The organism is Staphylococcus caseorum (genome assembly GCF_049943195.1).
GTDB lineage: Bacteria > Bacillota > Bacilli > Staphylococcales > Staphylococcaceae > Staphylococcus > Staphylococcus equorum_A.
Genome location: NZ_JBNFUA010000001.1, coordinates 2,720,667 through 2,745,963 on the forward strand (window position 1 = coordinate 2,720,667; position 25,297 = coordinate 2,745,963).

General features: G+C 33.8%; 29 protein-coding genes. 16 read left to right on the forward strand and 13 right to left on the reverse strand.

The features are described 5' to 3' along the window. Nucleotides 1-3: 3 nt before the first annotated feature. The 5 genes from ACP3TL_RS13535 to ACP3TL_RS13555 are packed head-to-tail and all read right to left on the reverse strand — an operon-like array spanning nt 4 to nt 3,592. Nucleotides 4-693 (reverse strand): urease accessory protein UreF, encoded by a 690-nt coding sequence (locus tag ACP3TL_RS13535; RefSeq protein ID WP_285336798.1) that lies wholly within the window; start codon nt 691-693, stop codon nt 4-6. Further along, on the reverse strand, nt 686-1,138 hold the full coding sequence (gene ureE / locus ACP3TL_RS13540) for an urease accessory protein UreE (protein WP_065338831.1): 453 nt from the start codon (nt 1,136-1,138) through the stop codon (nt 686-688). Before ureE ends, ACP3TL_RS13535 begins: the two co-directional genes overlap by 8 nt. Before the next feature lie 10 nt (nt 1,139-1,148). Further along, a complete protein-coding gene (gene ureC / locus ACP3TL_RS13545; RefSeq protein WP_285325754.1) occupies nt 1,149-2,864 on the reverse strand; it encodes an urease subunit alpha in 1,716 nt (571 codons plus the stop codon). Next, a complete protein-coding gene (locus ACP3TL_RS13550) occupies nt 2,861-3,274 on the reverse strand; it encodes an urease subunit beta (RefSeq protein WP_069833153.1) in 414 nt (137 codons plus the stop codon). The genes ureC and ACP3TL_RS13550 overlap by 4 nt, the downstream gene beginning before the upstream one ends. 15 nt (nt 3,275-3,289) lie before the next feature. Further along, nucleotides 3,290-3,592: an urease subunit gamma gene (locus tag ACP3TL_RS13555; RefSeq protein WP_069817856.1), complete on the reverse strand. Its 303-nt coding sequence runs from the start codon at nt 3,590-3,592 to the stop codon at nt 3,290-3,292. A 215-nt stretch (nt 3,593-3,807) separates the two neighbouring features. On the opposite strand from ACP3TL_RS13555, the gene yut reads away from it, so the two are divergent. The 10 genes from yut to ACP3TL_RS13605 all read left to right on the forward strand — a co-directional run bounded on the left by yut (nt 3,808) and on the right by ACP3TL_RS13605 (nt 12,691). Beyond that, a complete protein-coding gene (yut, locus tag ACP3TL_RS13560; RefSeq protein ID WP_069833154.1) occupies nt 3,808-4,713 on the forward strand; it encodes an urea transporter in 906 nt (301 codons plus the stop codon). Nucleotides 4,714-4,831: 118 nt separating this feature from the next. Continuing rightward, complete coding sequence (gene nikA / locus ACP3TL_RS13565) at nt 4,832-6,310, forward strand: nickel ABC transporter substrate-binding protein (RefSeq protein ID WP_069833155.1); 1,479 nt, start codon at nt 4,832-4,834, stop codon at nt 6,308-6,310. After that, on the forward strand, nt 6,307-7,284 hold the full coding sequence (nikB, locus tag ACP3TL_RS13570; protein WP_069833156.1) for a nickel ABC transporter permease: 978 nt from the start codon (nt 6,307-6,309) through the stop codon (nt 7,282-7,284). Before nikA ends, nikB begins: the two co-directional genes overlap by 4 nt. Beyond that, nucleotides 7,284-8,105 (forward strand): nickel transporter permease, encoded by an 822-nt coding sequence (gene nikC, locus ACP3TL_RS13575; RefSeq protein WP_069833157.1) that lies wholly within the window; start codon nt 7,284-7,286, stop codon nt 8,103-8,105. The genes nikB and nikC overlap by 1 nt, the downstream gene beginning before the upstream one ends. Then, complete coding sequence (locus ACP3TL_RS13580) at nt 8,098-8,877, forward strand: ATP-binding cassette domain-containing protein (RefSeq protein WP_277575654.1); 780 nt, start codon at nt 8,098-8,100, stop codon at nt 8,875-8,877. The genes nikC and ACP3TL_RS13580 overlap by 8 nt, the downstream gene beginning before the upstream one ends. Further along, nucleotides 8,870-9,559, forward strand: a complete 690-nt coding sequence (locus ACP3TL_RS13585) for an ABC transporter ATP-binding protein (RefSeq protein WP_069833159.1) — start codon at nt 8,870-8,872, stop codon at nt 9,557-9,559. The genes ACP3TL_RS13580 and ACP3TL_RS13585 overlap by 8 nt, the downstream gene beginning before the upstream one ends. 130 nt (nt 9,560-9,689) lie before the next feature. After that, nucleotides 9,690-10,607 carry an ABC transporter substrate-binding protein gene (locus ACP3TL_RS13590; RefSeq protein ID WP_069833160.1) on the forward strand — a complete coding sequence of 306 codons (918 nt, stop codon included), beginning with the start codon at nt 9,690-9,692 and terminating at the stop codon, nt 10,605-10,607. Nucleotides 10,608-10,861: 254 nt separating this feature from the next. Then, nucleotides 10,862-11,272 carry a MarR family winged helix-turn-helix transcriptional regulator gene (locus ACP3TL_RS13595; protein WP_069833161.1) on the forward strand — a complete coding sequence of 137 codons (411 nt, stop codon included), beginning with the start codon at nt 10,862-10,864 and terminating at the stop codon, nt 11,270-11,272. A 165-nt stretch (nt 11,273-11,437) separates the two neighbouring features. Then, on the forward strand, nt 11,438-11,818 hold the full coding sequence (locus ACP3TL_RS13600; protein WP_069833162.1) for a VOC family protein: 381 nt from the start codon (nt 11,438-11,440) through the stop codon (nt 11,816-11,818). A gap of 57 nt (nt 11,819-11,875) precedes the next feature. Next, a complete protein-coding gene (locus ACP3TL_RS13605; protein WP_069833163.1) occupies nt 11,876-12,691 on the forward strand; it encodes a Cof-type HAD-IIB family hydrolase in 816 nt (271 codons plus the stop codon). An 87-nt stretch (nt 12,692-12,778) separates the two neighbouring features. Here ACP3TL_RS13605 and ACP3TL_RS13610 read toward each other — a convergent pair whose 3' ends face one another. Both ACP3TL_RS13610 and ACP3TL_RS13615 read right to left on the reverse strand, forming a co-directional pair. Beyond that, nucleotides 12,779-13,201: a universal stress protein gene (locus ACP3TL_RS13610; protein WP_069817867.1), complete on the reverse strand. Its 423-nt coding sequence runs from the start codon at nt 13,199-13,201 to the stop codon at nt 12,779-12,781. A 77-nt stretch (nt 13,202-13,278) separates the two neighbouring features. After that, nucleotides 13,279-14,343 carry a quinone-dependent dihydroorotate dehydrogenase gene (locus tag ACP3TL_RS13615; protein ID WP_069833164.1) on the reverse strand — a complete coding sequence of 355 codons (1,065 nt, stop codon included), beginning with the start codon at nt 14,341-14,343 and terminating at the stop codon, nt 13,279-13,281. A 265-nt stretch (nt 14,344-14,608) separates the two neighbouring features. Between ACP3TL_RS13615 and ACP3TL_RS13620 the strand changes: the two genes are divergently transcribed. After that, nucleotides 14,609-15,466 carry a fructosamine kinase family protein gene (locus ACP3TL_RS13620; protein WP_069833165.1) on the forward strand — a complete coding sequence of 286 codons (858 nt, stop codon included), beginning with the start codon at nt 14,609-14,611 and terminating at the stop codon, nt 15,464-15,466. Nucleotides 15,467-15,572: 106 nt separating this feature from the next. On the opposite strand, the gene ACP3TL_RS13625 is transcribed toward ACP3TL_RS13620, so the two are convergent. Further along, nucleotides 15,573-15,806, reverse strand: coding sequence for a DUF896 domain-containing protein (locus tag ACP3TL_RS13625; RefSeq protein WP_069817870.1), 234 nt, complete (start codon nt 15,804-15,806; stop codon nt 15,573-15,575). Continuing rightward, nucleotides 15,790-16,761 carry an LLM class oxidoreductase gene (locus ACP3TL_RS13630; RefSeq protein WP_069833166.1) on the reverse strand — a complete coding sequence of 324 codons (972 nt, stop codon included), beginning with the start codon at nt 16,759-16,761 and terminating at the stop codon, nt 15,790-15,792. The genes ACP3TL_RS13625 and ACP3TL_RS13630 overlap by 17 nt, the downstream gene beginning before the upstream one ends. Before the next feature lie 314 nt (nt 16,762-17,075). Between ACP3TL_RS13630 and ACP3TL_RS13635 the strand changes: the two genes are divergently transcribed. Further along, nucleotides 17,076-17,870: a trypsin-like serine peptidase gene (locus tag ACP3TL_RS13635; RefSeq protein ID WP_069833167.1), complete on the forward strand. Its 795-nt coding sequence runs from the start codon at nt 17,076-17,078 to the stop codon at nt 17,868-17,870. Nucleotides 17,871-17,934: 64 nt separating this feature from the next. Here the strand turns inward: ACP3TL_RS13635 and ACP3TL_RS13640 are convergent, their stop codons facing one another. Next, the gene (locus tag ACP3TL_RS13640) at nt 17,935-18,498 is read right to left on the reverse strand and encodes a TetR/AcrR family transcriptional regulator (protein ID WP_069817873.1); all 564 of its coding nucleotides are present in this window, start codon (nt 18,496-18,498) and stop codon (nt 17,935-17,937) included. 177 nt (nt 18,499-18,675) lie between these two features. After that, nucleotides 18,676-19,611 carry an amidohydrolase family protein gene (locus tag ACP3TL_RS13645; RefSeq protein ID WP_285325984.1) on the reverse strand — a complete coding sequence of 312 codons (936 nt, stop codon included), beginning with the start codon at nt 19,609-19,611 and terminating at the stop codon, nt 18,676-18,678. A gap of 446 nt (nt 19,612-20,057) precedes the next feature. Between ACP3TL_RS13645 and ACP3TL_RS13650 the strand changes: the two genes are divergently transcribed. Together ACP3TL_RS13650 and ACP3TL_RS13655 are read left to right on the forward strand one after the other, a co-directional pair. Then, entirely contained in the window at nt 20,058-20,996 is a 939-nt protein-coding gene (locus ACP3TL_RS13650) for a nucleoside hydrolase (protein WP_069833169.1), read from the forward strand. A gap of 210 nt (nt 20,997-21,206) precedes the next feature. Then, on the forward strand, nt 21,207-21,788 hold the full coding sequence (locus ACP3TL_RS13655) for a M23 family metallopeptidase (protein WP_277575653.1): 582 nt from the start codon (nt 21,207-21,209) through the stop codon (nt 21,786-21,788). Between the two features lie 407 nt (nt 21,789-22,195). Here ACP3TL_RS13655 and ACP3TL_RS13660 read toward each other — a convergent pair whose 3' ends face one another. Both ACP3TL_RS13660 and ACP3TL_RS13665 read right to left on the reverse strand, forming a co-directional pair. Then, nucleotides 22,196-22,849, reverse strand: coding sequence for a DNA-3-methyladenine glycosylase family protein (locus ACP3TL_RS13660; RefSeq protein ID WP_069818144.1), 654 nt, complete (start codon nt 22,847-22,849; stop codon nt 22,196-22,198). 13 nt (nt 22,850-22,862) lie between these two features. Then, the gene (locus ACP3TL_RS13665; protein WP_069833171.1) at nt 22,863-23,216 is read right to left on the reverse strand and encodes a DUF488 domain-containing protein; all 354 of its coding nucleotides are present in this window, start codon (nt 23,214-23,216) and stop codon (nt 22,863-22,865) included. 139 nt (nt 23,217-23,355) lie between these two features. On the opposite strand from ACP3TL_RS13665, the gene ACP3TL_RS13670 reads away from it, so the two are divergent. Continuing rightward, complete coding sequence (locus tag ACP3TL_RS13670; protein WP_069833172.1) at nt 23,356-23,784, forward strand: 6-pyruvoyl trahydropterin synthase family protein; 429 nt, start codon at nt 23,356-23,358, stop codon at nt 23,782-23,784. A gap of 202 nt (nt 23,785-23,986) precedes the next feature. Continuing rightward, on the forward strand, nt 23,987-25,030 hold the full coding sequence (locus ACP3TL_RS13675; protein WP_069818147.1) for a PTS sugar transporter subunit IIC: 1,044 nt from the start codon (nt 23,987-23,989) through the stop codon (nt 25,028-25,030). Nucleotides 25,031-25,297: the final 267 nt, after the last annotated feature.

A 25,297-nucleotide genomic window follows, 5' to 3' on the forward strand; every position in this document is an offset into this window, starting at 1 on the left:
CTCCTAAGATATAAAAATTCTTACATTGACGTTCTCGTGTTCCATCTGGTTGATTTCTAATCCTGGCGCAGTAATGCCTAATTGGGATTCATCCAATGTCATGATATGGTCTCTTGTCTCTTTCATAAGTGGAATCATATGATGGGCAATACGTTGACCAGCAGTTTGTCCTAAAGGAATTGCACGTACAGCATTTTGAGTTAAACTAGACACGTTTTGATATAAATAATAATCAATAATTGTTTCGATATCGACTCCTAAATGATGTCCGGGCATCGTAAAACAAATGGCAGGATGCAACTTGGCTTTTTTCTCTTTTAGTTGTGCATTGTACCAGTCAATCCAGTCACTATCATAAAGTTCTGAAGCGAGTTTGACCATGCGGTTACCCATTTGTTTTGAACCTTGTCGTGTTTCTTTTGGTAAGTTTTGCACGAAAAGAATTTTATCTAATCGTAATATAGATTCTGAATCATTTTGATCGAGCGCATCATAGACAAGGCGCATGGCTAAGCCATCTGCGTATGTCAATTGTTCGTTTAAGAATAGCGTGAGCCATTGTTGGAAGCTTTCTTCGTCATGCACTGTGTCCCGTTGAATATAAGTTTCAAGTCCAAATGAATGACTAAATGCACCTGTCGGAAATTGAGAATCACAAAATTGAAACAGACGTAGGTGTGCATGATCAGTCATGTGAATGACCTATATGTCTAAATGCTTTATTTACTTTACGATCTTCATGCTCGTATGGAATCCCTAAATCTTTTAATAAAGATTCTACTAAGTAGTCGTATTGTACAAGCATTTCAGTTTCTGTAAATTGTGCTGGCAAATGTCTGTTTCCAAGTTGATGCGCAATATCTCCCATTTCTTGAAGCGTACGTGGTTTAATAACGAGTAAATCTTCAGAATTCACATCTACGATAATCATATTCGTATCGTCTTTATATAAAATATCACCATATTGTAAATCAATAGGTTGTTTTAAACGTATACCAATTTCATTACCATGGTCTGTCGTTACACGTTGAATACGTTTAACTAAATCAGAGTTTTCCAAGTATACTTTTTCTGTGTGCTTACCTTTTTCACTATCAGCAATGTTAGCGATATTTCCTACAATTTCTTCGATGATCATTTTTTACCTCCTAGAATAAGAAATAGCGTTGAGTTAACGGTAGTTCAGTAGCTGGTTCACTTGTGATTTTTTCACCGTCTACGAATACTTCATATGTTTGTGGATCAACATCTATTTTTGGTGTTGCATTGTTGTTTTTCATATCTGCTTTACTTAACTTACGGATATTGCGAACAGGTCTCACTTTACGTTTTAAGCCGATTACTTTATCAATATCATTTTCGTATGCTGTTGAAGATACGAAAGTCATTGAAGTACTTTGCATATTGCCGCCTAATTGTCCGTACATTTTACGGTACTTCAATGGTTCGGAAGTAGGGATAGAACCGTTAGCATCTCCATTAATGGCTGTATTAATGAGTCCGCCTTTAAGGATAACGTCTGGTTTTACGCCAAAGAAAGCAGGTTCCCACATGATAATATCGGCGAGTTTGCCTTCTTCAATAGAACCAACGTAATCTGAAATACCATGTGTAATTGCAGGGTTAATCGTATATTTCGCTATATAACGTTTGATACGATTATTATCATTATGTTTACTGTCACCTTCTAATGCACCGCGTTGTTCTTTCATACGGTGCGCAACTTGCCAAGTACGTGTGATAACTTCACCGACACGTCCCATAGCTTGAGAATCAGAACTTACCATACTAAATACGCCAATATCATGTAATACATCTTCTGCTGCAATTGTTTCTTTACGAATACGTGAATCAGCAAATGCGATGTCTTCAGGGATTGCAGCGTTTAAGTGATGGGTAATCATGACCATATCTAAATGTTCGTCTACAGTATTTACTGTGTATGGAAGCGTTGGGTTTGTAGAAGAAGGTAAGATGTTTGGATAGGCAGCAGATTTAATTAAATCTGGCGCGTGGCCGCCACCAGCGCCTTCTGTATGATACATGTGTAATACGCGGTTTTTTACTGCGGCCATCGTTTCTTCCATGAAACCAGCTTCATTTAATGTATCGGCGTGTAATGCGATTTGAACATCATAGTCATCTGCGACTTGTAAAGCATGGTCTAATGCTGAGGGCGTTGCGCCCCAGTCTTCATGTACTTTTAAGCCAATCGCACCAGCATGTACTTGTTCTACTAAGGCAGTGTGATTTACTGCTTGCCCTTTACCAGTGAAACCGATATTTAATGGCAATGATTCCGAAGCTTCTAACATGCGGTGTAAGTGCCATGGTCCTGGAGTAACTGTAGTTGCTTTTGCACCTTCAGATGCACCAGTGCCGCCACCAATATGTGTAGTTATACCACTTTCAAGTGCAACTTGTGACTGTTCAGGATTAATAAAGTGAACGTGTGTATCGATACCACCAGCAGTTACGATTTTGCCTTCTGCAGAAATGATATCCGTCGTAGCACCAATGATAATATCTACGTTATCCATAATATCAGGGTTACCAGCTTTGCCGACTGCCATAATATAGCCATTTTTGATACCTATATCAGCTTTAATGATTTTATCGTAGTCGATAATCATTGCATTTGTCATAACTAAATCTGCAACTTGTTTATCATCACGCGTGACATTAGGGTTTTGAGCCATGCCGTCTCTGATAGATTTACCACCACCAAATGTTGCTTCATCACCATACGTAGCGTAATCTTTTTCTACTCTTGCAAATAAATTTGTATCTCCAAGTCTTACAGAGTCACCAACAGTTGGTCCATAAAGACTTGTATATTGTGATTGCGTCATTTTAAAACTCATGCTTTATACCCACTTTCTTTATTCGCATTTTCGTTTTCTTTATTTTCTTCTTCAGCTATTTCTGTAGCTGAATCGTTTGCTTCTTCTCTATAGACACGAGACTCATCAATTGGCCCGTTTACTGCACCATGAAAACCATAAATTTTTCGTTTGCCAGAATATTCAACGAGTTGAACTTCTTTCTCATCACCTGGTTCAAAACGAACGGCTGCACCTGCCGGAATATCTAGTCGTTTACCATAGGCTTTTTCGTGGTCAAAATCTAGCGCTGGATTTGCTTCAAAAAAGTGATAATGTGAGCCGACTTGTATTGGTCGATCTCCAGTATTTTTCACATTAAGTATTGTGGATTTATGACCTTTATTTACTTCTATTTCTGTACGTTTAACTATAATTTCACCAGGTTTCATAATATAAATCCTCCTTTAAACGATTGGGTGATGGACGGTAATCAATTTAGTTCCGTCAGGGAAAGTCGCTTCAATTTCCATTTCTGTTAGCATGTCGGCAACGCCTTCCATTACATCATCTTCACTTAATATTTGTTTCCCGTAACTCATCAGTTCAGCCACGGTTTTCCCATCTCTAGCACCTTCAAGCAGTTCAAAACTAATTATGGCTACTGCCTCAGGATAATTTAATTTTAAACCGCGCTGTTGACGTCTGCGTGCTAAATCTGATGCTACGACTAACATCAACTTATCTTGTTCACGTTGTGTAAAATGCACGAGCTTCACTACCTTTCCATTATTTATATCGTGTACGTTAATTATGTCCGCTATATAATGATATTCCGAATATTATTTAACTACAAGAATAACCCCTTGAGAGTGTGAAAAAATAAAAAAATGAATTTTATTACGGGCGATATGTATCTCTTTAAATTTAGTGGATATTAATATATTATTATTTAAGTCAAAGTATATAGAAATCAGGTGACGATGTGGACGCTATTCGGATAATATTGAAGAATATTGCGCAAGTATTATTATTGAACAATGCATGGACAGGGTTGTTTGTTTTAGCAGGTATTTTTGTAGGTAATTGGAAAGTGGGGCTAATGGCTTTGAGTGCAAGTGTCATTTCCTTATTACTTGCAAAACGAACGAATTATTCCGAAGAGGAAATCAATACGGGATTGGCCGGATTTAACCCCGTACTTACTGCCATTGCATTAACATTATTTTTAGTACCAGAATGGTATAGTGTGGTTATTGTATTAGTGGCAATTATTATAACAATGCCTATTGGTTCGGCATTTAGAGAATTTTTCAAACCATTTGGTGTGCCAATGTTAACAATGCCGTATGTATTTGTAAGTTGGATTGTATTACTCATGTCATTCCAATTTAAATTTGTGAATGCAGATGTAAATATTTTACCGAATACTGTTCAGGAAATTGAGTTTTCTGGTCATAGTATCGACTTTATAAGTGCATTTTTAACGGGCTTCAGTGAAATCTTTTTACTCAAAAATATGATTGCAGGTATATTAATTCTTATTGGTATTTTTATTGCTTCTAGAAAAGCTGGTACATTTGCAATAATTGCAAATATTATAGGTTTTGCAGCAGTCACGGTACTTGGTGGCAATCACGACCAAATTAATGATGGCCTGTTTGGCTATAATGTCATACTTACAGTGTTAGCTTTAGGTGTAGCGTTTAGTACTAGAATTCCGCGTTATATAAGTATTGTGTTAGGCATTTTGCTAACTGTCGTTTTACATGCAGGCATGACTACGCTATTAACACCATTTGGCTTGCCGGTATTTACATTGCCATTTATTATTGCTACATGGATTATGCTATTTGCGGGTAATCAAATGAAAGAACAACAAGTAGAGTGATATAACATTTAAACTTAAAACAATAGGGCTGAAAGGATAGTTAGCCTTATTGTATGAGTTTTAAACTATAAATTTCTAATTGATTTTAAGAGTGATTTTTTAGAAAGAAGGAATATAAATGAAAAAAATAGTTGTATTGTTTGCAACCGTAGCAATTACTTTAGCAGGTTGCAGTGGATCTGGAAGTCAATCTAAAGGAAACACTTTAGACATTGAATTACCTTTAAAAACAACTTCAATCGCCCCTTATGAAACAGATGTACCAGTGAAGATTGGCGCAGCAGAATCTTTGTTTAAAGCCTCCGCAGAAGGAAAAGTTCAAAAATTATTAGTTGAATCATATAACCAAAAGTCACCAACTCAACTAGACCTAAAATTAAAAGATGATATTAAATTCCAAAATGGTAAAAAAGTGACTGGTAAAGCAGTGAAATCTAGTTTAGAAGAAAGTATTGAGAAAAGTGACTTAGTAAAAGGTTCACTTCCTATCAAAGACATTAAAGTAGATGGACAAAATGTTACGATTACGACAAAAGAAGCATATCCTGAGTTAGTTTCAGAGCTTGCTAGTCCATTTTCTGCAATCTATGATACGGAAGCAGAAGGCGATGTAAATAAAACCCCTGTTGGTACTGGACCATATCAAATTAAAGACTATAAGCAATCTCAAAAAATTAAGTTAGATCGAAATAAAGACTACTGGCAAGGTAAACCGAAACTAGATCATATCAATGTTACATATCAAGAGGATGGTAACGCACGGACAAGTGATTTAGAATCAGGTAAAGCAGATGTCATTACAGATGTACCTGTTGAAAAAGTAAAAACACTAAAAGAGAGTGATAAAACAAAAGTATCAAATGTCTCAGGATTTAGAACAGGCTTACTCTTATATAACCATACAAGCGATAAGATGACGCAACCTGTACGCGAAGCACTTGATAAAGTCATAGATCGTGAAAGTATTGCTAAAAATGTATCTAAAGGTCATGCTAAACCAGCGACCGGACCATTCAATACCAAATTAGATTTCATAGAGAACCAACAAGTACAGAAACAAGATATAGATAAAGCCAAACAAATCATGGAAAAAGAAGGCTATACAAAAGAACATCCATTACAATTAACAGTTTCAACATATAATGGACGTCCAGAGCTTCCAAAAATTGCACAAGTCATCCAATCAGATGCTAAAAAAGCAAATATTGATATTAAATTACGTAATGTCGATGATATTCAAGGTTATCTCAAAGATAAAAATCAGTGGGATGCGTCACTTTATAGCTTTGGTACGATTCCAAGAGGAGACACAGGTTATTTCTTCAACCAAGCGTACAAACCAGAAGGTGCGATTAACGCAGGTGATTATGACAATGACAAAGTGACTGAACTAATAAATCAATTTAATAAAACAGTAGATACAAATGAACGTCATCATTTAACGAATGAAATTATTGATATAACGAACAAAGACTTAGCAAATAGTTATATTTCATATAATGATAATATCGTCGGTATGAGTAAAGATGTAGAAAACTTAAAAGCAACACCTGAAGGCGTCTACCTTATCGATTATAAAGTAGATAAAAAACAATGATATTAAAAAATATACTTTCTAGAATTGGACAAATGATCATTGTATTGTTTGTCCTTTCTACTATCACGTTTATATTAATGAAACTTACGCCAGGAGACCCAGTCGACAAAATCTTACATTTAGATGTAGCTAATGTTTCAAGTGAACAAATTGAAGCCACTAAACAAAAATTAGGTTTAGATCAACCCGTAGTCATCCAATATATTCAATGGTTAGGACAAATTGTACAATTGAACTTTGGTACGAGTTATCAAACCGGTGAACCTGTAATCAATGAATTGATTTATTATACGCCACCTACAGCATTCATAGCTGTTTTGACTATTATTATTGTTTTTATTGTAGCAGTGCCATTAGGTATTATTGCAGCGAAATACTATCATACTTGGATTGATACCTTGATCCGGATAGTAACATCTTTTACTGTTAGTATACCGTCCTTCTTTTTGGGAACATTATTGATTTATGTATTTGCTCAAAAACTCAACTTACTCCCATCATCCGGATTAGATTCGTTAGCAGGGTACGTCTTACCTGTGATAGCACTTAGCATAGGTATGAGTGCCTATTATGTCAGATTAATGCGTTCTAATTTAGTAGAATTGTACCAATCAAAAGAAGTAGAAGCGGCTCGCCTCAGAGGGATGTCTGAACGTTATATTTTATGGAAAGACTTGTTTAAACCTGCTATTTTACCGGTCGTTACAGTCTTGGGTATGTCTATAGGCAGTCTTATTGGAGGCACAGTGGTTATTGAAAACTTATTTGGCATACCAGGTATTGGCCATTTCTTAGTCGATAGTATTCGAGCAAGGGATTATCCTGTCGTGCAAGGTGCAGTCCTTATGATCGGCTTCCTTGTAGTTCTAGCTAACACCATCAGTGACTTACTGCTATTATGGCTAGATCCAAAACGACGATACAATAAAAAACGTAAAAAGACTAAAGTAGCGCGTCAGGATGGTGAGATGTAATGAAACATATGAATAAACACAATCTCATTTTCTATGTTTTTGCTTTTTATCTCATCATAATTATCACAGCGCAATTTTTTGTTTCAACTCATAGTGCTTTAGAAGTACATTTAGGTAATGCTTTGGAAACGCCAAGTTTGGCCCATTGGTTAGGCACAGATGATTATGGTAGAGATTTATTATCGAGAGTTATTGTTGGAGCAAGATACACTTTACTCATTAGTTTGGTTACATTACTTGTTACAGTAATTATTGGTGTACCACTTGGACTTTTAGCAGGCTACAAAAAAGGCATCGTTGATACAGTGATCATGCGTTTAATTGACATTGGACTAAGTATTCCAGAATTTGTATTGATGATTGCATTTGCCAGCTTTTTTAAACCAAGTATTTGGAATTTAGTCATCGCCATTACAATAATTAAATGGATGACATATACAAGACTTACGCGTTCTGTAGTAAGCAGTGAAATGATGAAACCTTATATACAAATGGCTAAGCTTTTTAATGTGCCAACGCGTACAATTATTTGGAAGCATTTTTTACCACAAGTTACGCCATCTATTATTGTGCTGATGACTGTGGATTTTGGTAAAATCATACTTTATATTTCATCACTATCCTTTTTAGGATTAGGTGCGCAACCACCTTCACCTGAATGGGGTGCAATGCTTAATGCTGGACGTGACTATATTAGTTCTTATCCATTATTATTAATTGTGCCAGCAACTTTAATTACACTAACAATATTATTATTCAATTTAGCTGGTGATGCGTTACGAGATAAATTATTAAAAGGGAAGCGTGATTTGGATGACTAATATACTCGAGATATCCAATCTATCAATCAAAGATAATTCAGGAACTGAACTCATCCATAATATCAATCTAGGGCTAAAGCAAAGTAAAGTGAATGTCCTAGTTGGTGAAAGTGGTTCTGGTAAAAGTTTAACTGCTAAAGCACTTGTCCAACGTGTACCACGCGCATTAGATATGGAATTCGATGCACTACATTACAAAAATCAAGTTGTCAGAGATATGCATACTTTATTAGGCAAAGATATAGGTTTTATTTCTCAGGACTATACACACAGCTTTAATGATCATACAAAACTTGGTAAGCAACTTATGGCTATTTATAGAATGCACTATAAAGTGAAAAAAACAGTGGCAAAGCAATTTGTCACAAAAGCATTACAATGGGTAGATTTAGCACCTGATCAAGTGATGGAACGCTACTGCTTTAGCTTATCTGGTGGCCAACTTGCTAGGGTACAAATTGCGAGTGTATTGATGTTAAACCCAGAAGTCATTATCGCTGATGAGCCCACCTCATCATTAGATGCGATAACGGGTTATAATGTAATGAATTTAATTAAACATTTAGCAGAAGTGCATCAAGTGACGTTATTAATCATTACGCATAATTTATCCCACGTTTTAGATTTTAGTGACTGGATTCATGTAATACGTCACGGAGAAGTGATAGATTCTAATCATGTTACAGCCTTTAAAAATCACAATGTAAAACCCTATAGCTTAAAGCTATTTAATTCCCGTAGCCAGCTAAGAAGGGAGAATGTTTATGATTGAATTAACAGGAATAAAATTTAAATATGATCAAGCGCCTATTTTAACTCATATCGACCTGACTATAAATGCGGATGAAATTATTGGTATCGTAGGTGAAAGTGGTTCAGGAAAGACCACTTTAGCGCATCTCATGCTAGGTTTACTTCAACCGACCGAAGGACAAATCAACACACATGGATTAACATTATTACCTATATTTCAGCATGCATATGATAGTTTTAATCCGAAGTTTAATATAGGAAAATCCTTAGCAGAACCTATACAGTATTATAAAGGCACAGTTACGAGTGATGTAAATCGAAGAATGGAAGCATTGATGACATTTATGGAATTAGATGCTAAGTTGTTGGATAGGTTACCTGATGAATTAAGTGGCGGCCAATTACAGCGATTTAATACAATACGTACACTGATGTTGGAACCAGATATGCTCTTATGTGACGAAATTACAGCCAGCTTAGATGTTATTGCAGAGCAAAAAATGATTGAAGTACTAAAAGATTATCATCACAGAACACAAAAAGGCATGTTGATGATTTCGCATGATATTGCCTTTTTAAATCATTTGGTTGAAAGAGTTATTGTAATGAAAAATGGTCACATTGTAGACGGTTTTAATATAGAAGATTTATTTAGTGATCAACGTCATGAATATACAAAACAGTTACTTTCTATATATTAAGAAAGTAACTGTTTGTTTATATAACATTTACAATCATTTAGAATTTCAAATAGTAATTCTTTATATATGATTGTGTTTAATACAACTTCCTGTATAATTTAAAATACTATAAAAAAAGGGGACATAAACAATGAAGAAACTATTATTACCTTTGTTAGTGTTGGTGCTTGTACTTGCAGCGTGTAGCAATGGCTCAGAAGACAAGTCGTCTAAAAAAGATAGCGAAAAAACAACTTACAAACAAGACTCAGGAGATAAAGTGAAAATACCTAAAGATCCTAAGCGTATTGTCGTTTTAGGGGCAACATATGCAGGTGGTTTAAAACAACTTGATGCAAATGTTGTAGGTGTTGCGAATATCGTTGATGACAGTAAAGTATTAAAAGAAAAATTTAAAGATGTTGATAAGGTAGATGCTGAAAATGTAGAAAGCGTCGCGAAACTCAAACCAGATTTAATCATTACTTATAATACAGATAAAAACTTAAAAAAAATGAAAAAAATAGCGCCTACTGTTGCCTTTGATTATGCAAAACATGACTATAAAGAACAACACTTAGAACTTGGGAAAATTGTTGGCAAAGAAGATAAAGCAAAAAAATGGGTTGAAGACTGGGAGCAAAAAACAAAAGATGATGGTAAAGCAATTAAAGATGCCATTGGCGCAGATACAACAGTGTCTATCATCAAAGACTTTGATAAAAAAATCTATGCACTAGGTAAGACATATGGTCATGGTAGTGAGATTTTATATGACTCATTTGGTCTGAAAATGCCAGAGAAAGTAGAAAAAGCAACGAAGAAAAATGATTTAGCTGATATCTCAGAAGAAGAGCTTCCTGAAATGGCTGGCGATTATGTTGTGACTCCTGTAGCAAAAGGGTCAGACTTATCATTTGAAAATAAAGAAATTTGGAAAAATACTGAAGCGGTACAAAACAACCATACATTTAAAGTAGATGAAGGTATTTATTGGTTGAATGATCCATATTCATTAGAATATGAACGTAAAGATCTTAAAGAGAAATTACTAAATAGCAATTCATAGTGAGTTGGACATGCTGAGAGGGCTTTTATTTATAAAGCCTTTCAGTATGTTTTTTTTATTAAAAAGTAAGTTGCTAGTGGTATTTAGACGTACTTTTTTATTTAATAATGAATGTGTTAATCTTAAGTGAATGCGCTCACTTTTTTAATGGTAAATTATGGGATTAACAGTTGAATCAAGCTTAGACGTAATTTAAATCGATAAATTCAAATAAGAATAAATAGAGATGTTAGTTAAGTATTGGGGGATGTTATATGGAACAACAGCAAAAAATAAATAATTGGATTGAAATGACAAAATATGTGCACTATACAGAATCATTAATAGAAAAAACGTTAAAACAACAATATCATTTAAGCTTAAAAGAATTTTATGTACTATACGAAATTTATAAAGCAACAGGAAAAAAATATAAAATGAATGATTTAATCAAAATTGTAGATTTGAGTCAAAGTGCAATGTCGCGTTTAATCGTTAGGATAGAAAGAATGGATTGTCCGCTCGTTTATAGACAAGAATGTGTTGAAGATCAGCGCGCTATGTATATCTATCTAACTGAAGAAGGATTAACAATGACTAAAAAGGCGTTGAACACATATGAACAATTGATTGAAAAGATCGACCTATCGCAAATTCGTAAATTCACTCAAATTAATGATGATTAATTCGTTAGATTTTAGCTTTTATAGTATAACCTAGGAAATAATCACTTGAACTATAAGTATAATCATAATGTAAGTGGATAAGGATTATGTAGTTTAAAGCAGATGATTAATGTCCCATATAGAGTGAGATATGGTATGGTGAGTAAAAATAGGGGGCATGTTAAAATGGATATACAATCAGCGTGGCTAAATTTACCAGCGAAAGACCTTAAAGCAAGCGAAGCATTTTTTAGCGCAATTGGCTTTAAAATTCAACAAAATGACGCTGTTTTGGATAAAATGAGAGGAATTCAAACGATTGATAATAAAATTATCATGCTTATTGAGCATAGCCAATTTAAAAAAGCAGCTCACCTTTCTAATATAGGCTCAAATGAAGCATTAGTTTCTATTTCCGTATCCCAGTCCCAAGAGGTTGATGTATTATTAAATAAAGTTGAAGAAGCAGGCGGTAAAGTATTGCAGAGCGGTACGATGCTAGAAGGGTTTTATGGTGGTTTGTTTAGTGACATAGATGGCCATTTATTTAATATTATTGTGATGTAAATTAAGCAGTAGCATATATTGTTAGGGTTGATAACGAATTTGGAAGGATGTATACCGATGATAAAAGCAATTGCAGTAGACAAAGATGGAACGTTATTTAAATCCAATCATACGTTTGATGAAATATATTTTGAAAAAATATTTGAAGAAGTAACGAAGCGAAATATAAAATTTATTGTAGCAAGTGGAAACCAATATGCCCAATTACGATCATATTTCCCAGGCAAGGAATCACAAATTACGTATGTAGCAGAAAATGGTGCTGTTACATATGTTAATGATACGTTAATATCTTCTTCACATTTTGACCAACAACTTACTTTTGACATTTTGCAGACAATTATGGTGGATTATAATATCTCTGATGTTATAGTAAGTGGGATTAAATCAGCATATGTTAAAAGTAATTGTAGCGATGAGTTTATGAATTTTATTACCAACTATTACTATGATATTGAAAAAGTTGAAAACTTTAGTGATATCAAAGATGACCAGTTTGTTAAAGTGGCGATGAGAATCAAAGATGACGATATCGTAAAGCAAGTGAAAGCTGGTTTGGAAAGTGAATATGCACACGAAATACGTGCCGTGACAAGTGGTGCTGAGAGTGTGGATCTTATTTTACCTGGTGTGAATAAAGGTGTGGCGATTCAAGCACTTTTAAACCAATGGGGAATAGATAAAGACGAATTATTAGCTTTTGGAGATGCTAATAATGACTTAGAAATGCTTGCACTGACGACCCATAGTTATGCTATGGCAAAATGTAGTCCAGAACTTGAAAAAATAGCCCAACACCGTGCACCATCTAATGATGACTCTGGTGTATTACAAGTGATTGAAAGATACTTGAATCAAGAGGATAAAGAATAAATAGAAGTCGAAAATAATCGACGATAATGCTAAAAAAATAAGGAAGCTTCCAAGATTTAGATGGAGGCTTCCTTATTTATATACCTATTATTTTATAATTAATACAGGAAGATTCGCGCTGTTAGCAATTTTATGAGTGACATTGCCTAGGACATTTTTAATGTCTGATTTTGCACGTTTATTACTCATGACGATAATGTCATAATGATTTTCTTCTACTTCTTGTAGAATAGATTGCTTGATGTACCCTGTACTAAATCTCACGCGAACATTTAAACCAAGATCTTCTAATTTTTGAACAAATGGATCAAGTTCTTTGCCCTTTTCGTTTGCTAATTCTTCAAAATGTTTACCATCATAGCGTACTGAGGTTTGCAATTCTCCTTCAGAAATAACATTGAAAATTGTAATTTCTGCGTCATCTACGCCAGCAGTTAAGTTTTGTAGTTCTTTCGGAACGTTATCGAATGTGTTGCCAAAGTCATAAGCTAATAGTATTTTCTTGTACATAATAGCGCCTCCTTTATTATTTACATACCCTAATAAAAATAATGTAATATGATTTTAAATTAAATAATTGCTGAATTTTATACGTCTAATCCTATAATATCACTTATATGCGCATAACCTTCTGTTTTAAGATATTTTGCCAAGTTCTTATTTAATTTTTTAGTAAGACCTGGACCTTCAAATACTAATGCACTATAGAGTTGTACCAGTGAAGCACCATGGCGCATCATTGTAATAACGTCATTTGTATTAAATATACCACCAGTACCAATAATTAAAAACTGACCATTTGTTTGTTGGTAAGCATAAGAAATGAGTTCTAGATTACGCTCAAATAGTGGTCTACCACTTAAACCACCAGTTTCATGTTGATTGTCAGAATGTAACTGTTCACGTTTTTGAGTGGTATTAGCTAAAATAATGCCATCAAAAGTTTCAACGATAGGGTCCAACATACGACCTAAACTATCTAAATCAAGATCTGAAGTCAGCTTGATAAAAATAGGAACGTTGATATCGTGACTGTCTTTATATGATTGAATTGCAGAACAAAGCTGTGAGAATTCATCTTTGTCATGGAAGCTTTGTAAATTTTTAGTGTTAGGTGAGCTAATATTCACAGTAAAGAAAGTTACATCATTTCTAAATGTATCGATTACTTTTGTATAATCTTGATAACGTGATTCATAATCAGTAAATTTATTCACGCCCACATTCAAACCTACAGGTATTTGATAGCTATATTTACGTAAGTTACTAAGTGCCTTATTCATACCTAAATTGTTGAAGCCCATACGGTTAATTAAAGCATCATCCTCAACTAATCGGTACATACGTGGTTTTGGATTACCAGGCTGTGGTTTAGGTGTAACACCACCGAGTTCTATTGCACCAAATCCTGCTTTTTCTAAAGCTTTAGGAACTTCACAAGATTTATCAAAGCCTGCTGCAAGACCAATTGGATTGTCAAAATGAATACTATGAATCTCTTGATGTAGGGCCGCATGCTCATAATGAAATAATTGTTCGATGACTGGTAATAATTTAGAATGTTTTTGTACGAATTTCAGTGCGTCGATCGTCATACCATGTGCTTTTTCAGGGTCATATTGAAATAAAATAGGTTTGATTAGTTTATACATGAGATTATCACTCCGTTAATCGAATTTTATTAGTATTGAAAATATGTATTTAAGCCAAAAGTTAATTTATATTGTTGGCTATATTGAAAATGATGTCTTTAATAGACTAGCATTTTACTGAATATATGCCTAGAGTAAATCAAGATAATTTTAAGAAGTGTCACATAAAATGTATGACAATAAGCATTATTGATTAATATATGTTGAAAACGGTAATAATAATGAAGTAACGATATTATAGTTAAAAAGTTATGGAGGGGTACAAATGAAACAAGAATGGCAAGCACAACTTCCATTAAATCATATAGAATCTATATCATCTGTTGGTGGTGGAGATGTGAATGAAGCATTTCAAGTGAAAACGCCCGATGAAACTTATTTTTTACTCGTGCAACGTGATCGTAATGAAGCGTTCTTTGCAGCAGAGATTGCAGGTTTAAACCTTTTTGAGCAAGCTCAAATTACTGCGCCTAAAGTAATTGGGAGTGGAGAAATTAATGGCGACGCTTATTTATTATTAACCTTTTTAGATGAAGGTACGACCGGTAGTCAAAAAGAATTAGGACAGCTTGTTGCGAAAATGCATAGCCAACAACAATCAGCTGGAAAATTTGGCTTTGATTTACCTTATGAAGGCGGAGATATTTCATTTGATAATAGCTGGACGGATTCATGGACAACATTATTCGTGGAACGCCGTCTGGATCATTTAAAAGATGAATTATTGCGATTAAAACGCTGGACAGATGACGATGCTCAAACATATGCACATATACGTAAGGTCATTATAGAGGCGTTGAATCAACATACAAGCAAACCATCCTTGTTACATGGAGACTTATGGGGAGGCAACTACATGTTCTTGGAAGATGGTTCGCCTGCGTTATTTGATCCGGCACCCTTATATGGTGATAGAGAATTTGATTTAGGTATTACTACTGTGTTTGGTGGTTTTACTCAAGCATTTTATGATGAATATAATAAGCATTATCCATTGAGCGATGGCGCAGAGGCACGCTTAGAATTTTATCGACTTTATTTATTAATGGTGCACTTAGTAAAATTTGGAAATATGTATGCGAATAGTGTTGATCGCTCAATGCAACAAATTTTAAATGATTGATATAAGTAACTGCATATTGTGAAACTTAGAAATAGCAAACGGCTGTGCGCTTTGATTTGAAAGCGCACAGCCGTTTTTAGTGAATATTTATTATATAGTTATAAATTTAATTTAAATCTAAAGTACCCATATTTTCACGTAATTCATAGACTTTATCTGGCGTAATGTCTTCACCTAAAGGGTCAACGACTTTCAAAGTTGAGAATGTGTTAACAACTTGTCCACGAATCATTTGTAAATATTCTTGTCTTAATACATGTTGTTCTTGTTTTTCTTCAATGCTCAATGTTTCAACTTTTTCTTTATTTGCGAGTATATTAATTCTATCTAATAGTGTCATAATTTTTTTCCTCCTGTAATTCATGAGGTGGAAAGTGTGGAATAATATAATTTCCTACCTCTGTTAATATATTTTTATAAGTTCTTTCATTTTCAACTAAATGTAGCATGATATGATTCGTACCTATACGTTCATATGATTTTAATATTTTTATTAAAGTATTTCTACCTAAGCGATAACCACCTTTAATAGGTTTAACCAACTCATTTGGATTCATCGACAAATCGATAACAAGTGGATGCATAAAAGGTTTGAATACATCGTTTTGATGCCAATCTTGTAATGATTTCTTTTGCTGTTGAAAATCTTGTGGGTAAAACATCCAACCATCCATGTGCGCTTTTAACCAAGATATATCTTGGTTTGAATACCCAGTAGCAAACATTGGAATATGCTTATGTTTTGGTAATATTTGTAAACCGGCATCCTCATATAATTCAAATATAGAATTTGAGATTTGTGGCGAATGTGTTTTCCATAAATCATTTATAGAGGTTATCGCTGTTTGAAATTGCTCAGTTAAATGGTCTGTATTTACTTTAAAAGCTGGAAATTCGAATGATCGATCTCCTGTAGCAACACCTAACAATAATCGCTCATTTGAAATCAAGTCAAGAGAAGTAGCAGCTTTCGCTATATGAATTGGATGACGTAATGTAGCAACAATACTAGATGTTCCGAGAGCGATTTTCGATGTCTTGGCGCTGAGATAAGTTAAAAATACAAACGGATCGTAGTTTGTCGTTACATTTCCTAAATGTGGGCTATAAAGCGGACTGTCCCGTACAAAAAGGCTTGTAAATCCAAGTGTTTCAGCGTATTGTGCTAAATCAACTTGATGTTCCAACGACAATGCGAGGTGTTCAGAATTATCAAAAGGTAACGTTAAGCCTAATGTCAAATGATCCTGTTGAAAAGTCCGTTTGAAACCATTGTGTTTTTGAATTGTTGTCACGTCTATCCCTCCTAACTTTAGTTAACCGACAAGTATTAACTAACTAACACCTGTTGCTTAAATGTATTGTATTACGTTATGAAATATAATGCAAACAAAATGTTTATCGATTTATTGTTTAAACGACATAAGGAGAAATGTGTTGTTTTGAAAGTGATACTATTTTCGAAGATAGGGTATAAGCTAAGAATATACTATTAAAAAAACTTATAAATTAAGGTGATATATTTTCAAAAGCTAATATTAACATTTGATTATTTTTGAAAATTTCTTTAAATTTTAATAGTATAATATATTTTGATGGAGGGTTATTTATGTTTACAAGAAAAATGATAGGTAGTATAGCTTTTTCTTTAGTAATGTTATTCGCAATTGCACCATTTAGTAGTTTTGCAGCTACGGATACGCAAAATAACGATACAACAACTCAGCCAACACAAACGCAACAAAATGATAATACAACTAATAATCAATCATCAGAAGTTATGCCAAGGGTCATATTACCTGATGAAGATAGAACACAAATTGAAAATACCACTACAGGTCATTATCAATCAGTAGGGTACATGAATATGGGATCAAATATAGCGACAGGTGTAGTCATCGATAAAAATACTGTATTAACAAATAAGCATGTTGCTAATCTTTCAAACGGCGATATGACATTTGCACCTGCAGCTAAAAATGAAGGTTCATTTCCGTATGGTGAATTTACGGAAAAAGATATCCAACCTTATCCTGGTCAAGAAGATTTAGTGCTTGTACATTTCAATACCAATGATGAAGGGCAGTCTGTAGGTGATGTAGTACAACCTGCAACAATCCAAGATGCATCAAGTGTTAGTAAAGGTGATCCTGTGACAGTAACTGGCTACCCGGGTGATAAATCATTAGCTACAATGTGGGAAAGTAAGGGGGAAGTACTGACAAATAATGGCACGCAACTTACATATGGTGCGAGTACATTTGGCGGCAACTCTGGTTCTCCAATCTTTAATGCGAATAATGAAGTAGTAGGATTACATTACGGTGGCGTAGAAGGCGAAAGTAACAATGGCGTCGCGTTAACTGGTGATGTACTAGACTTTATTAATGAAAACAAAAAATAGTTTTTTGAAAAATATTAAGCCTCTAGAGCAAATATACATTGCTTTAGAGGCTTTTTTGTATAATTCATTTTAATACTTGGCTCATAAACAAAGGTAGTGCTTTTTCGATATAGTTACGTGCAGAAGTATTACTCGTATGAAACCAATGTTTAGCTGTGCCATATAGCCCCCAAGATAAAAAACGAGCACTCGTAGCTAATGCTTCTCTGTCTTCAGTTGGATGTTTTTGTACAATTAACGTTAAGAAAATATCTTCCAGCTCTTCTTTCACTCTCTTTTCAACTACTTCACCATATGCAGCACTATTTAATTTACATTCATTATGTGTTTCTTCAATATAACTCGTAATTGTGATGAACGTTTTGCATAATGTTTCATCATTAAGTTCAGAAGATAAGGTTAAGTTATCGTTTAAATTTTTAAGAATGGTTTCTGACAATGTGTAGTCCATAATGTCATATTTATCATAAAAGTGAGCATAGAACGTAGCACGGTTAACAGTTGCACGTTCAGTTATATCCTTCACTGTAATGGTTTGTAACTTTTTTTCTTTAGCAATGTCACGAAAGGCATCCATCAATAATTTTTTGGTTCTAGTAATTCGTGGATCAATATGTGTTGTCGTCATTGACTTCGCACCTCCTTAAATAAGTTGCAAATAATATAATTTATACAAATTATCTGGCTTTAGTTCATGAATGTCAATGTGCTTGATTTGTAATGAGTAAAATTGAACATTAAAAATAAGCCAATGCATTCATACATTGGCTTATTTATGGCTAGATAAAGTATATATCTAAATATATTATTTTTTATATTTATTGAGCAATTCTTTCCCATTTTGGTATAACATGGCTTCTAAAGTTGAACTTGAGACAATGTCATTTTCTTCTAGTTGCTCTGAAAGTACATGAACTGCTTTATGTGGCGTGTATGGCGAATCAGAGCCATATATAACTTTGTTTTCATCGGCCCAAGGTAAAAGGTTAGCCAACTGATAAGGAATCACAATACCAGCCAAATCGAAATGAAGGTGTTTCATTACTTGCTCCAAATCATCAGTGTTGTTGCTATGATTAAACGTTTCATTACCTATCTTCACACGTTGAGCTATGATTGGTAATACAGCCCCACCATGAGGGACAATCCATTGAATATGAGGATACTTACTAAAAACGTTTTGCTGACTCATATAAATAATTGTACGGGTCGTATCAAAAATAAATTCCATTAAAGGTGGCAAGATCACATCTTTCATGACCGTTACACTTGGCTTTGGTTCATTTGGATGAATTGCAACAATCGCATGTCTAGCATTTAATTTAGCTAGTACATCGTCAATCACTGGCTCACCTAGATAAATGCCTCTCGAATTTGTAGGTAATGTGAAACCTAAAGCGTTGTGTTTATCTAGTGCATGGTCAATGGTTTCAATACTTTCTTCCACAAATGGTAACGGTAATGTTGCGAGAAATCCAAACTTATCAGGATGTTCTGCCACAATTTGAGCGCCATATTGGTTCACTTCTTCTGTGAGTGACAAGATATCTTCATCAAGTGCAGCACTAATATGTGGGCTAGAAATAGATAACACGCCAAATTCAATATCTAAAGCACGCATTAGTTCCAGATATGCATCCACTGAAAAAGTGGGCGTGGATATGCCGTCGCCTTTACCTTTAAAACATTCATCTAAATAATCATTGTAACCAGGTGAAATATAATGCGCATGCCAATCTATTTTTTTTCATTGATAACACTTCCTTTAATTTTTGTAATTAGCACATATTCTATAAATTTAATTACAGGTTTTTAGTAACACGTTAGCAAATTCGTTAGCTTTTTAAACGTAGCCTAAAGATCAAGTTTACGTTTGCATCATTTAAATAAAAATTTTTAATTACTATTGTAATTGTTCCCTGTTTTTTATTATTTTAAATATTTCATATTTTAATTATTAATATGGTTTTTGGTGTGAATATGGGTTAGTTATTGTTATTAATACCATGTTAAAAAGTAGTATGATAGTAATGTAGCAAGATTTCGAAATAAAGAATTGGAAATATCGCAAAGTTTAAGAGGAATATTTTGTTATAGCAAATTTTCAAATGAAATTTTAGTATTAGTTATAATTTTAAGATTTGAAATGAGCAGCACGTCTAAAATATTTTGATTGGAGTGAAGCATATGAGTAAAAAGATTATTATGGATTGTGATCCAGGACATGATGACGCAATTGCTTTAATTTTAGCTGGTGCAAAAAACAGCTCACTTGATGTCTTAGCAGTAACTACAGTGGCAGGTAATCAATCTGTTGAAAAAAACACAAAGAACGCATTGAATGTGCTCGAAGTTATGGGGAGAGGGGATATCAATGTCTCAGTTGGTGCAACACGTCCGTTAATTAAGCCAGCTTCATTTGCCTCGCAAATTCATGGCAACACTGGTTTGGATGGTCCAAAATTACCTGAAGTACCGTCTCTTAAACCTACGCCTGATCATGCTGCTGATGTCATTATTAAAACATTAAAGCAAAGTGAAACACCAGTTACCATTGTTGCGACAGGCCCATTAACTAACATAGCAACTGCATTAATTAAAGATCCAAGTATCACGCAATATATCGATTCTATAATAATCATGGGAGGCGGTACGTTTGGTAATTGGACGCCTAACGCGGAATTCAATATTTGGGTAGATGCTGAAGCGGCTAAACGTGTCTTTGATAGTGGAGTGACAATTAATGTATTTGGACTAGATGTTACACACCAAGTATTGGCAACGGATGAAGTGATTAATCGATTTAAGCGAATCGACAATCAAATTGCTAAATTTGTCGTTGAACTTCTGGAGTTTTTCAAAGCAACTTACAAAACACATTTTAATATGGATGGCGGTCCAATACATGATGCTTGTACTATCTTGTATTTATTACAACCAGATTTGTTTACGATGCAACATACACACATAGATATTGAACATCAAAGTCCGCTTACATATGGGACGATGGCAGTCGATTTAAATGATATTACACATAAAGAAAAAAATGCTTATTTTGCTACTGCAGTGGATGTTGAAAGCGTATGGAAACTGATGGAAAATATGCTTGGAAGTTATAGTTCTTAATGCAATGTATAATTTTAAAATTGAAGAAGTGTAATCTAAAATAAGATTAGATTAGTGAAAAAAAGTCATTGTATAAACGATATACGATGACTTTTTTAGTTACGTCAAACTAAAGTATGAGCCGTGTCCAAGCTGTATGATTAGCGTATCAAAACTATAAAAAGTATACTAATATATCACAACTTAAATATATTAAAGGTGATTTGAATAGTGAAAAATACGATAAAAACAATTGTCTTACTTATTATTATTATAGTTCCGTTAACACTACTCATTATTAACATAGACGATATTCAAGACAGTATGAATAAAACTTTTACTGAAGAAAGTAGTAACGAGGCTGATGAAGATAGTGACAACTCATTTAGCATGTTATTTGATGGAAGTAGAGAAACAGAAACATTTGGTGAATACGAGAGAAGTAATTTTGATGGCAAACATTACGGTATAGATTATCATTTACCAGAAGATACGCCTATAAAAGCTGCCTCAGATGGTACGGTAACACGTACATTTAATAACGACTTAGGTGGGAAAGTCTTACAAATTTCGGAATCAAATGGTCAGTATCATCAGTGGTATATGCATTTAAATGATTTTAAGGTTGAAGTGGGTGACAAAGTGCAAGCTGGCGATGTCGTTGCACTTTCAGGAAATACTGGTGAACAAACTACAGGCGCTCATCTTCATTTCCAAAGAATGAATGGTGGCGTTGGTAATACGTATGCTGAAGATCCTAAATCATTTGTAGAAAAACTGCCTGATGGCGAAAAAAGTTTATATAAAAAATAATAAAAAGCTTTGGTAATATGTTGCCAAAGCTCAGAACGTAGACAAATCAAATGCTGTAAAGGCATTTGGTTTTTTTATAGATATTTTTCCTTGAGACAATCTTTGTTCATTAATTTCAATGGCTAATTATGATTGGAAATGTAGGGAATATCTTTTCTCTAATTTAGTTATAAATTCAATTTTATTTTCGTTTGTCTTTACATAATTTCAACCAATGATTGATTATATTGTTATTATTATTTTAAAAAGTGGCAGTGATTTGGGCCGACTCCTGCGGGAAAAGCACTAGCCGAAGACTACAGGCTGAGGCTGTGCCCGCGGAAAGCGTGCACAAAAAATGCCAACAAAGTCGTAGACTTTGTCGACATTATGAAGCTTTGCAGTTGGCAAAGCTTTCTGTATACATATTAGTCATTGATGTCATGTATGGAATCGTAAGCTAAATAATCTTGATGTATGGCTTCCCATAAATAGAACGCACCAATAGAAGCGCAATGTTCCCAACGTTCCGAACATAAAGAAAGCTGTGCTTTTCGTTGCGCTTTAGTTGTATCGTACAACCATTGCGCTGACCTTTGTAGGCCAACATCATGTACAGGGACAACATCTGGACGCTGTAATGTAAATAATAAAAAAACTTCGGCAGTCCATTGTCCAATACCTTTCACTTCAGTTAACGTACGAATAACTTCATCGTTGCTTAACTTGTGTAAATTTTCTAAATCTAGTTTTCCATGTTGTATATGTGTTACTAAATTATGAATGTAATTAATTTTAGATTTAGATAAACCAAAAGATCTCATTTGCGTATCTTCGATTTCAGACAGTTTATCAACTGTCCATTCATCATTGAGAGCATCCGTTAGCTGTTTAAAAATAGATGCGGCCACTTTTACTGTAATTTGTTGTCCTATTATAGAGCGAATTAAAGATTTTAATGGATCAGGACGAATATTGATTTGGATATTCCCAATTTTTTTAATAAGTAGTGCTAATGTTTCATCTTTTTTTATTAATTGTTGAACACAGTCATCTTGTACATGAATATCCCATGTGGTCATTTCTAACACCACCTTATTTTAACAAGTCTTGAAGTACGACAGCTTGGTTATGCGCTTCATCTTTAGCTGCAAATAATAAAATAATATCTTTTTTAGTATTAGCTATGATTTCTTTAAGTTCGTTAAATGCTGCTTGCTGATCGTCATTTTCACGTAATTCTTTTTCATATTTTTCTTTGAAAGCGGCGTACAATTTAGGATCATGATCGAACCATTTTCTTAAATCAGATGTAGGAGCAAGTTCTTTTAACCAATGATCTAAATTTGCATCTTCCTTAGATACACCTCTTGGCCAAACTCGGTCTACAAGTATACGTACACCATCTTTTTGTTCATTATCATAAATTCTTTGAATGTGAATAGTCATACCACTCATCCTTTCTATAAATAAAAACCTCTTATAATACTTAATTACCTATAATGAATAGAGAAAAACATAGTTATTTTAATTATAGAAGAATGAGAAAGGGTATATAGATACAAGGCGTAGAATAGGAGTGAGTTTAATGACAAATTTCGATAATGTGCAACCACCTCAACAATTCAAATATCGAGATAACGATGTATGTATAAAAAACTATTATGAATTCACATGTGACAATCGTATTTATTTCACTGAAAAATTCCACAAAGATTTAGAGCATCATTTATATAAATTTAACATTGAAATTTTATCTGCAATTGATGATTACGGTCTAGCAATGGATTTTAATGAAGTTGATAAGTTATATAAAAAAGAAATTGCGCCTTATCTAGATGGAAAATTAGTGAATCAAACGTTGCCGGATATGAATACAACTGCTGAAAATATCGCTTTTTGGATTTGGGAACAATTTGATCGTTTATTACCAGAAAATAATAAATTGCAAAAGCTGGAATTTTTTGAAACTGAAACACAAGGTCTTGTTATAACTTCTGAATTAATGGAAAAATAAAAGCTATTATGGAAGAAACTAAAAATCATAAGATGCCAACTAAATATATAATGAATAGTCAACAGATTACTTAATCGTTATCTGTTGGCTTTTTATTTGCTGTTTTACCAGCTTATTTTAAAAAATTAAATACAAAAGTAATATTCTGAAAATTAAGATAATATGATATATTAGTAATTATTACAACTTAGGAGGAACTGCTATGATGAAAATCAGTCCGAAACAATTTATAAATAATGTATTATCAGGTGTAGCAATAGCGATTGTTGCAGGTCTGATTCCAAATGCAATTTTAGGTGAACTATTTAAATTTCTTTCACCAACGCATCCAATATTCGAAACCATGTTACAAGTAGTAGAAAGTATACAATTTACAGTACCACTTCTTGTAGGAGCATTGATTGCAATGCGCTTCAATCTAACGCCGTTAGCTACAGCAGTAGTTGCAAGTTCGGCATTTGTTGGTAGTGGCGTTGCACAATTCAATGATGGTGTATGGACCCTTGTAGGCGTTGGGGATTTAATCAATACAATGATTACTGCAGCAATTGCAGTGTTTTTTATATTAATAGTAGGAGAACGTTTTGGTAGTTTAACGCTAATTATTTTACCAACAATTGTTGGAGTCTTGGCTGCATTTATAGGCGTACTCATACTGCCATACGTACAAATGATTACTACAGGTATAGGTAATCTGGTAAATTCATTTACAGAATTACAACCTATATTAATGTCTATGCTTATTGCACTGGCATTCAGTTTCATAATTATTTCACCGATATCCACCGTGGCTACAGCCCTAGCCATAGGTATAAGTGGTTTAGCAGCTGGTTCTGCTTCGCTTGGTATCGTAGCGTGTGAAGGTGCACTTGTTGCAGGAACAATGAAAATGAATAGACCAGGCGTGCCGATTACAATTTTTCTAGGTGGCGTTAAAATGATGATACCGAATATGGTAAGACATCCTATTATTTTATTACCGATTTTTACAAATGCACTCATCACAGGGTTTGTAGGTGGACTTATTGGTATAGAAGGTACAAAAGAATCTGCCGGATTTGGTATTATCGGACTTGTAGGACCCATTAGTGCCTTTAAATTTATGGAAGACTCGATATTAATGAATTTATTACTTGTATTTATCACATTCTTTGTAGTTCCATTTATTATGGGGTACTTAATTAATCTATTCTATATGAAAGTATTAAAACTATATGATAGTAATATTTATAAATTCTTAGCATAAGATGTTATATATTTTGAATATGAAGAGAGTAATGATTTGTAATAAACTAACATTCAAATTGATTTTTAAAAATGTATTTAGATAATCTAAAAGGCCACATAACAGTGGTCTTTTTTATATTTCGACAAAATTAATTGCAAGTTTCTCCCCAAATTATAATTTTTATGTCGAATTTTAATTTTACAGTTTGATAACAGTAGATGGATTTGTAATATTTCAGACTATATGAAAAACTCGTAAGAAAATTGATATAAAGCGCAATATAAT

What these genes read in the sequence shown, in the direction of transcription:
- ACP3TL_RS13550 (WP_069833153.1), bottom strand. Translation starts at nt 3,274, where the DNA reads ATGAAACCTGGTGAAATTATAGTTAAACGTACAGAAATAGAAGTAAAT.
- nikB (WP_069833156.1), top strand. Translation starts at nt 6,307, where the DNA reads ATGATATTAAAAAATATACTTTCTAGAATTGGACAAATGATCATTGTA.
- ACP3TL_RS13610 (WP_069817867.1), bottom strand. Translation starts at nt 13,201, where the DNA reads ATGTACAAGAAAATACTATTAGCTTATGACTTTGGCAACACATTCGAT.
- ACP3TL_RS13595 (WP_069833161.1), top strand. Translation starts at nt 10,862, where the DNA reads ATGGAACAACAGCAAAAAATAAATAATTGGATTGAAATGACAAAATAT.
- ACP3TL_RS13535 (WP_285336798.1), bottom strand. Translation starts at nt 693, where the DNA reads ATGACTGATCATGCACACCTACGTCTGTTTCAATTTTGTGATTCTCAA.
- ureC (WP_285325754.1), bottom strand. Translation starts at nt 2,864, where the DNA reads ATGAGTTTTAAAATGACGCAATCACAATATACAAGTCTTTATGGACCA.
- ACP3TL_RS13635 (WP_069833167.1), top strand. Translation starts at nt 17,076, where the DNA reads ATGTTTACAAGAAAAATGATAGGTAGTATAGCTTTTTCTTTAGTAATG.
- ACP3TL_RS13625 (WP_069817870.1), bottom strand. Translation starts at nt 15,806, where the DNA reads ATGACACTATTAGATAGAATTAATATACTCGCAAATAAAGAAAAAGTT.
- nikC (WP_069833157.1), top strand. Translation starts at nt 7,284, where the DNA reads ATGAAACATATGAATAAACACAATCTCATTTTCTATGTTTTTGCTTTT.
- nikA (WP_069833155.1), top strand. Translation starts at nt 4,832, where the DNA reads ATGAAAAAAATAGTTGTATTGTTTGCAACCGTAGCAATTACTTTAGCA.
- ACP3TL_RS13615 (WP_069833164.1), bottom strand. Translation starts at nt 14,343, where the DNA reads ATGTATAAACTAATCAAACCTATTTTATTTCAATATGACCCTGAAAAA.
- ACP3TL_RS13660 (WP_069818144.1), bottom strand. Translation starts at nt 22,849, where the DNA reads ATGACCACATGGGATATTCATGTACAAGATGACTGTGTTCAACAATTA.
- ACP3TL_RS13620 (WP_069833165.1), top strand. Translation starts at nt 14,609, where the DNA reads ATGAAACAAGAATGGCAAGCACAACTTCCATTAAATCATATAGAATCT.
- ACP3TL_RS13650 (WP_069833169.1), top strand. Translation starts at nt 20,058, where the DNA reads ATGAGTAAAAAGATTATTATGGATTGTGATCCAGGACATGATGACGCA.
- ACP3TL_RS13585 (WP_069833159.1), top strand. Translation starts at nt 8,870, where the DNA reads ATGATTGAATTAACAGGAATAAAATTTAAATATGATCAAGCGCCTATT.
- ACP3TL_RS13605 (WP_069833163.1), top strand. Translation starts at nt 11,876, where the DNA reads ATGATAAAAGCAATTGCAGTAGACAAAGATGGAACGTTATTTAAATCC.
- ACP3TL_RS13590 (WP_069833160.1), top strand. Translation starts at nt 9,690, where the DNA reads ATGAAGAAACTATTATTACCTTTGTTAGTGTTGGTGCTTGTACTTGCA.
- ureE (WP_065338831.1), bottom strand. Translation starts at nt 1,138, where the DNA reads ATGATCATCGAAGAAATTGTAGGAAATATCGCTAACATTGCTGATAGT.
- ACP3TL_RS13675 (WP_069818147.1), top strand. Translation starts at nt 23,987, where the DNA reads ATGATGAAAATCAGTCCGAAACAATTTATAAATAATGTATTATCAGGT.
- ACP3TL_RS13670 (WP_069833172.1), top strand. Translation starts at nt 23,356, where the DNA reads ATGACAAATTTCGATAATGTGCAACCACCTCAACAATTCAAATATCGA.
- ACP3TL_RS13580 (WP_277575654.1), top strand. Translation starts at nt 8,098, where the DNA reads ATGACTAATATACTCGAGATATCCAATCTATCAATCAAAGATAATTCA.
- ACP3TL_RS13640 (WP_069817873.1), bottom strand. Translation starts at nt 18,498, where the DNA reads ATGACGACAACACATATTGATCCACGAATTACTAGAACCAAAAAATTA.
- ACP3TL_RS13665 (WP_069833171.1), bottom strand. Translation starts at nt 23,216, where the DNA reads ATGACTATTCACATTCAAAGAATTTATGATAATGAACAAAAAGATGGT.
- ACP3TL_RS13600 (WP_069833162.1), top strand. Translation starts at nt 11,438, where the DNA reads ATGGATATACAATCAGCGTGGCTAAATTTACCAGCGAAAGACCTTAAA.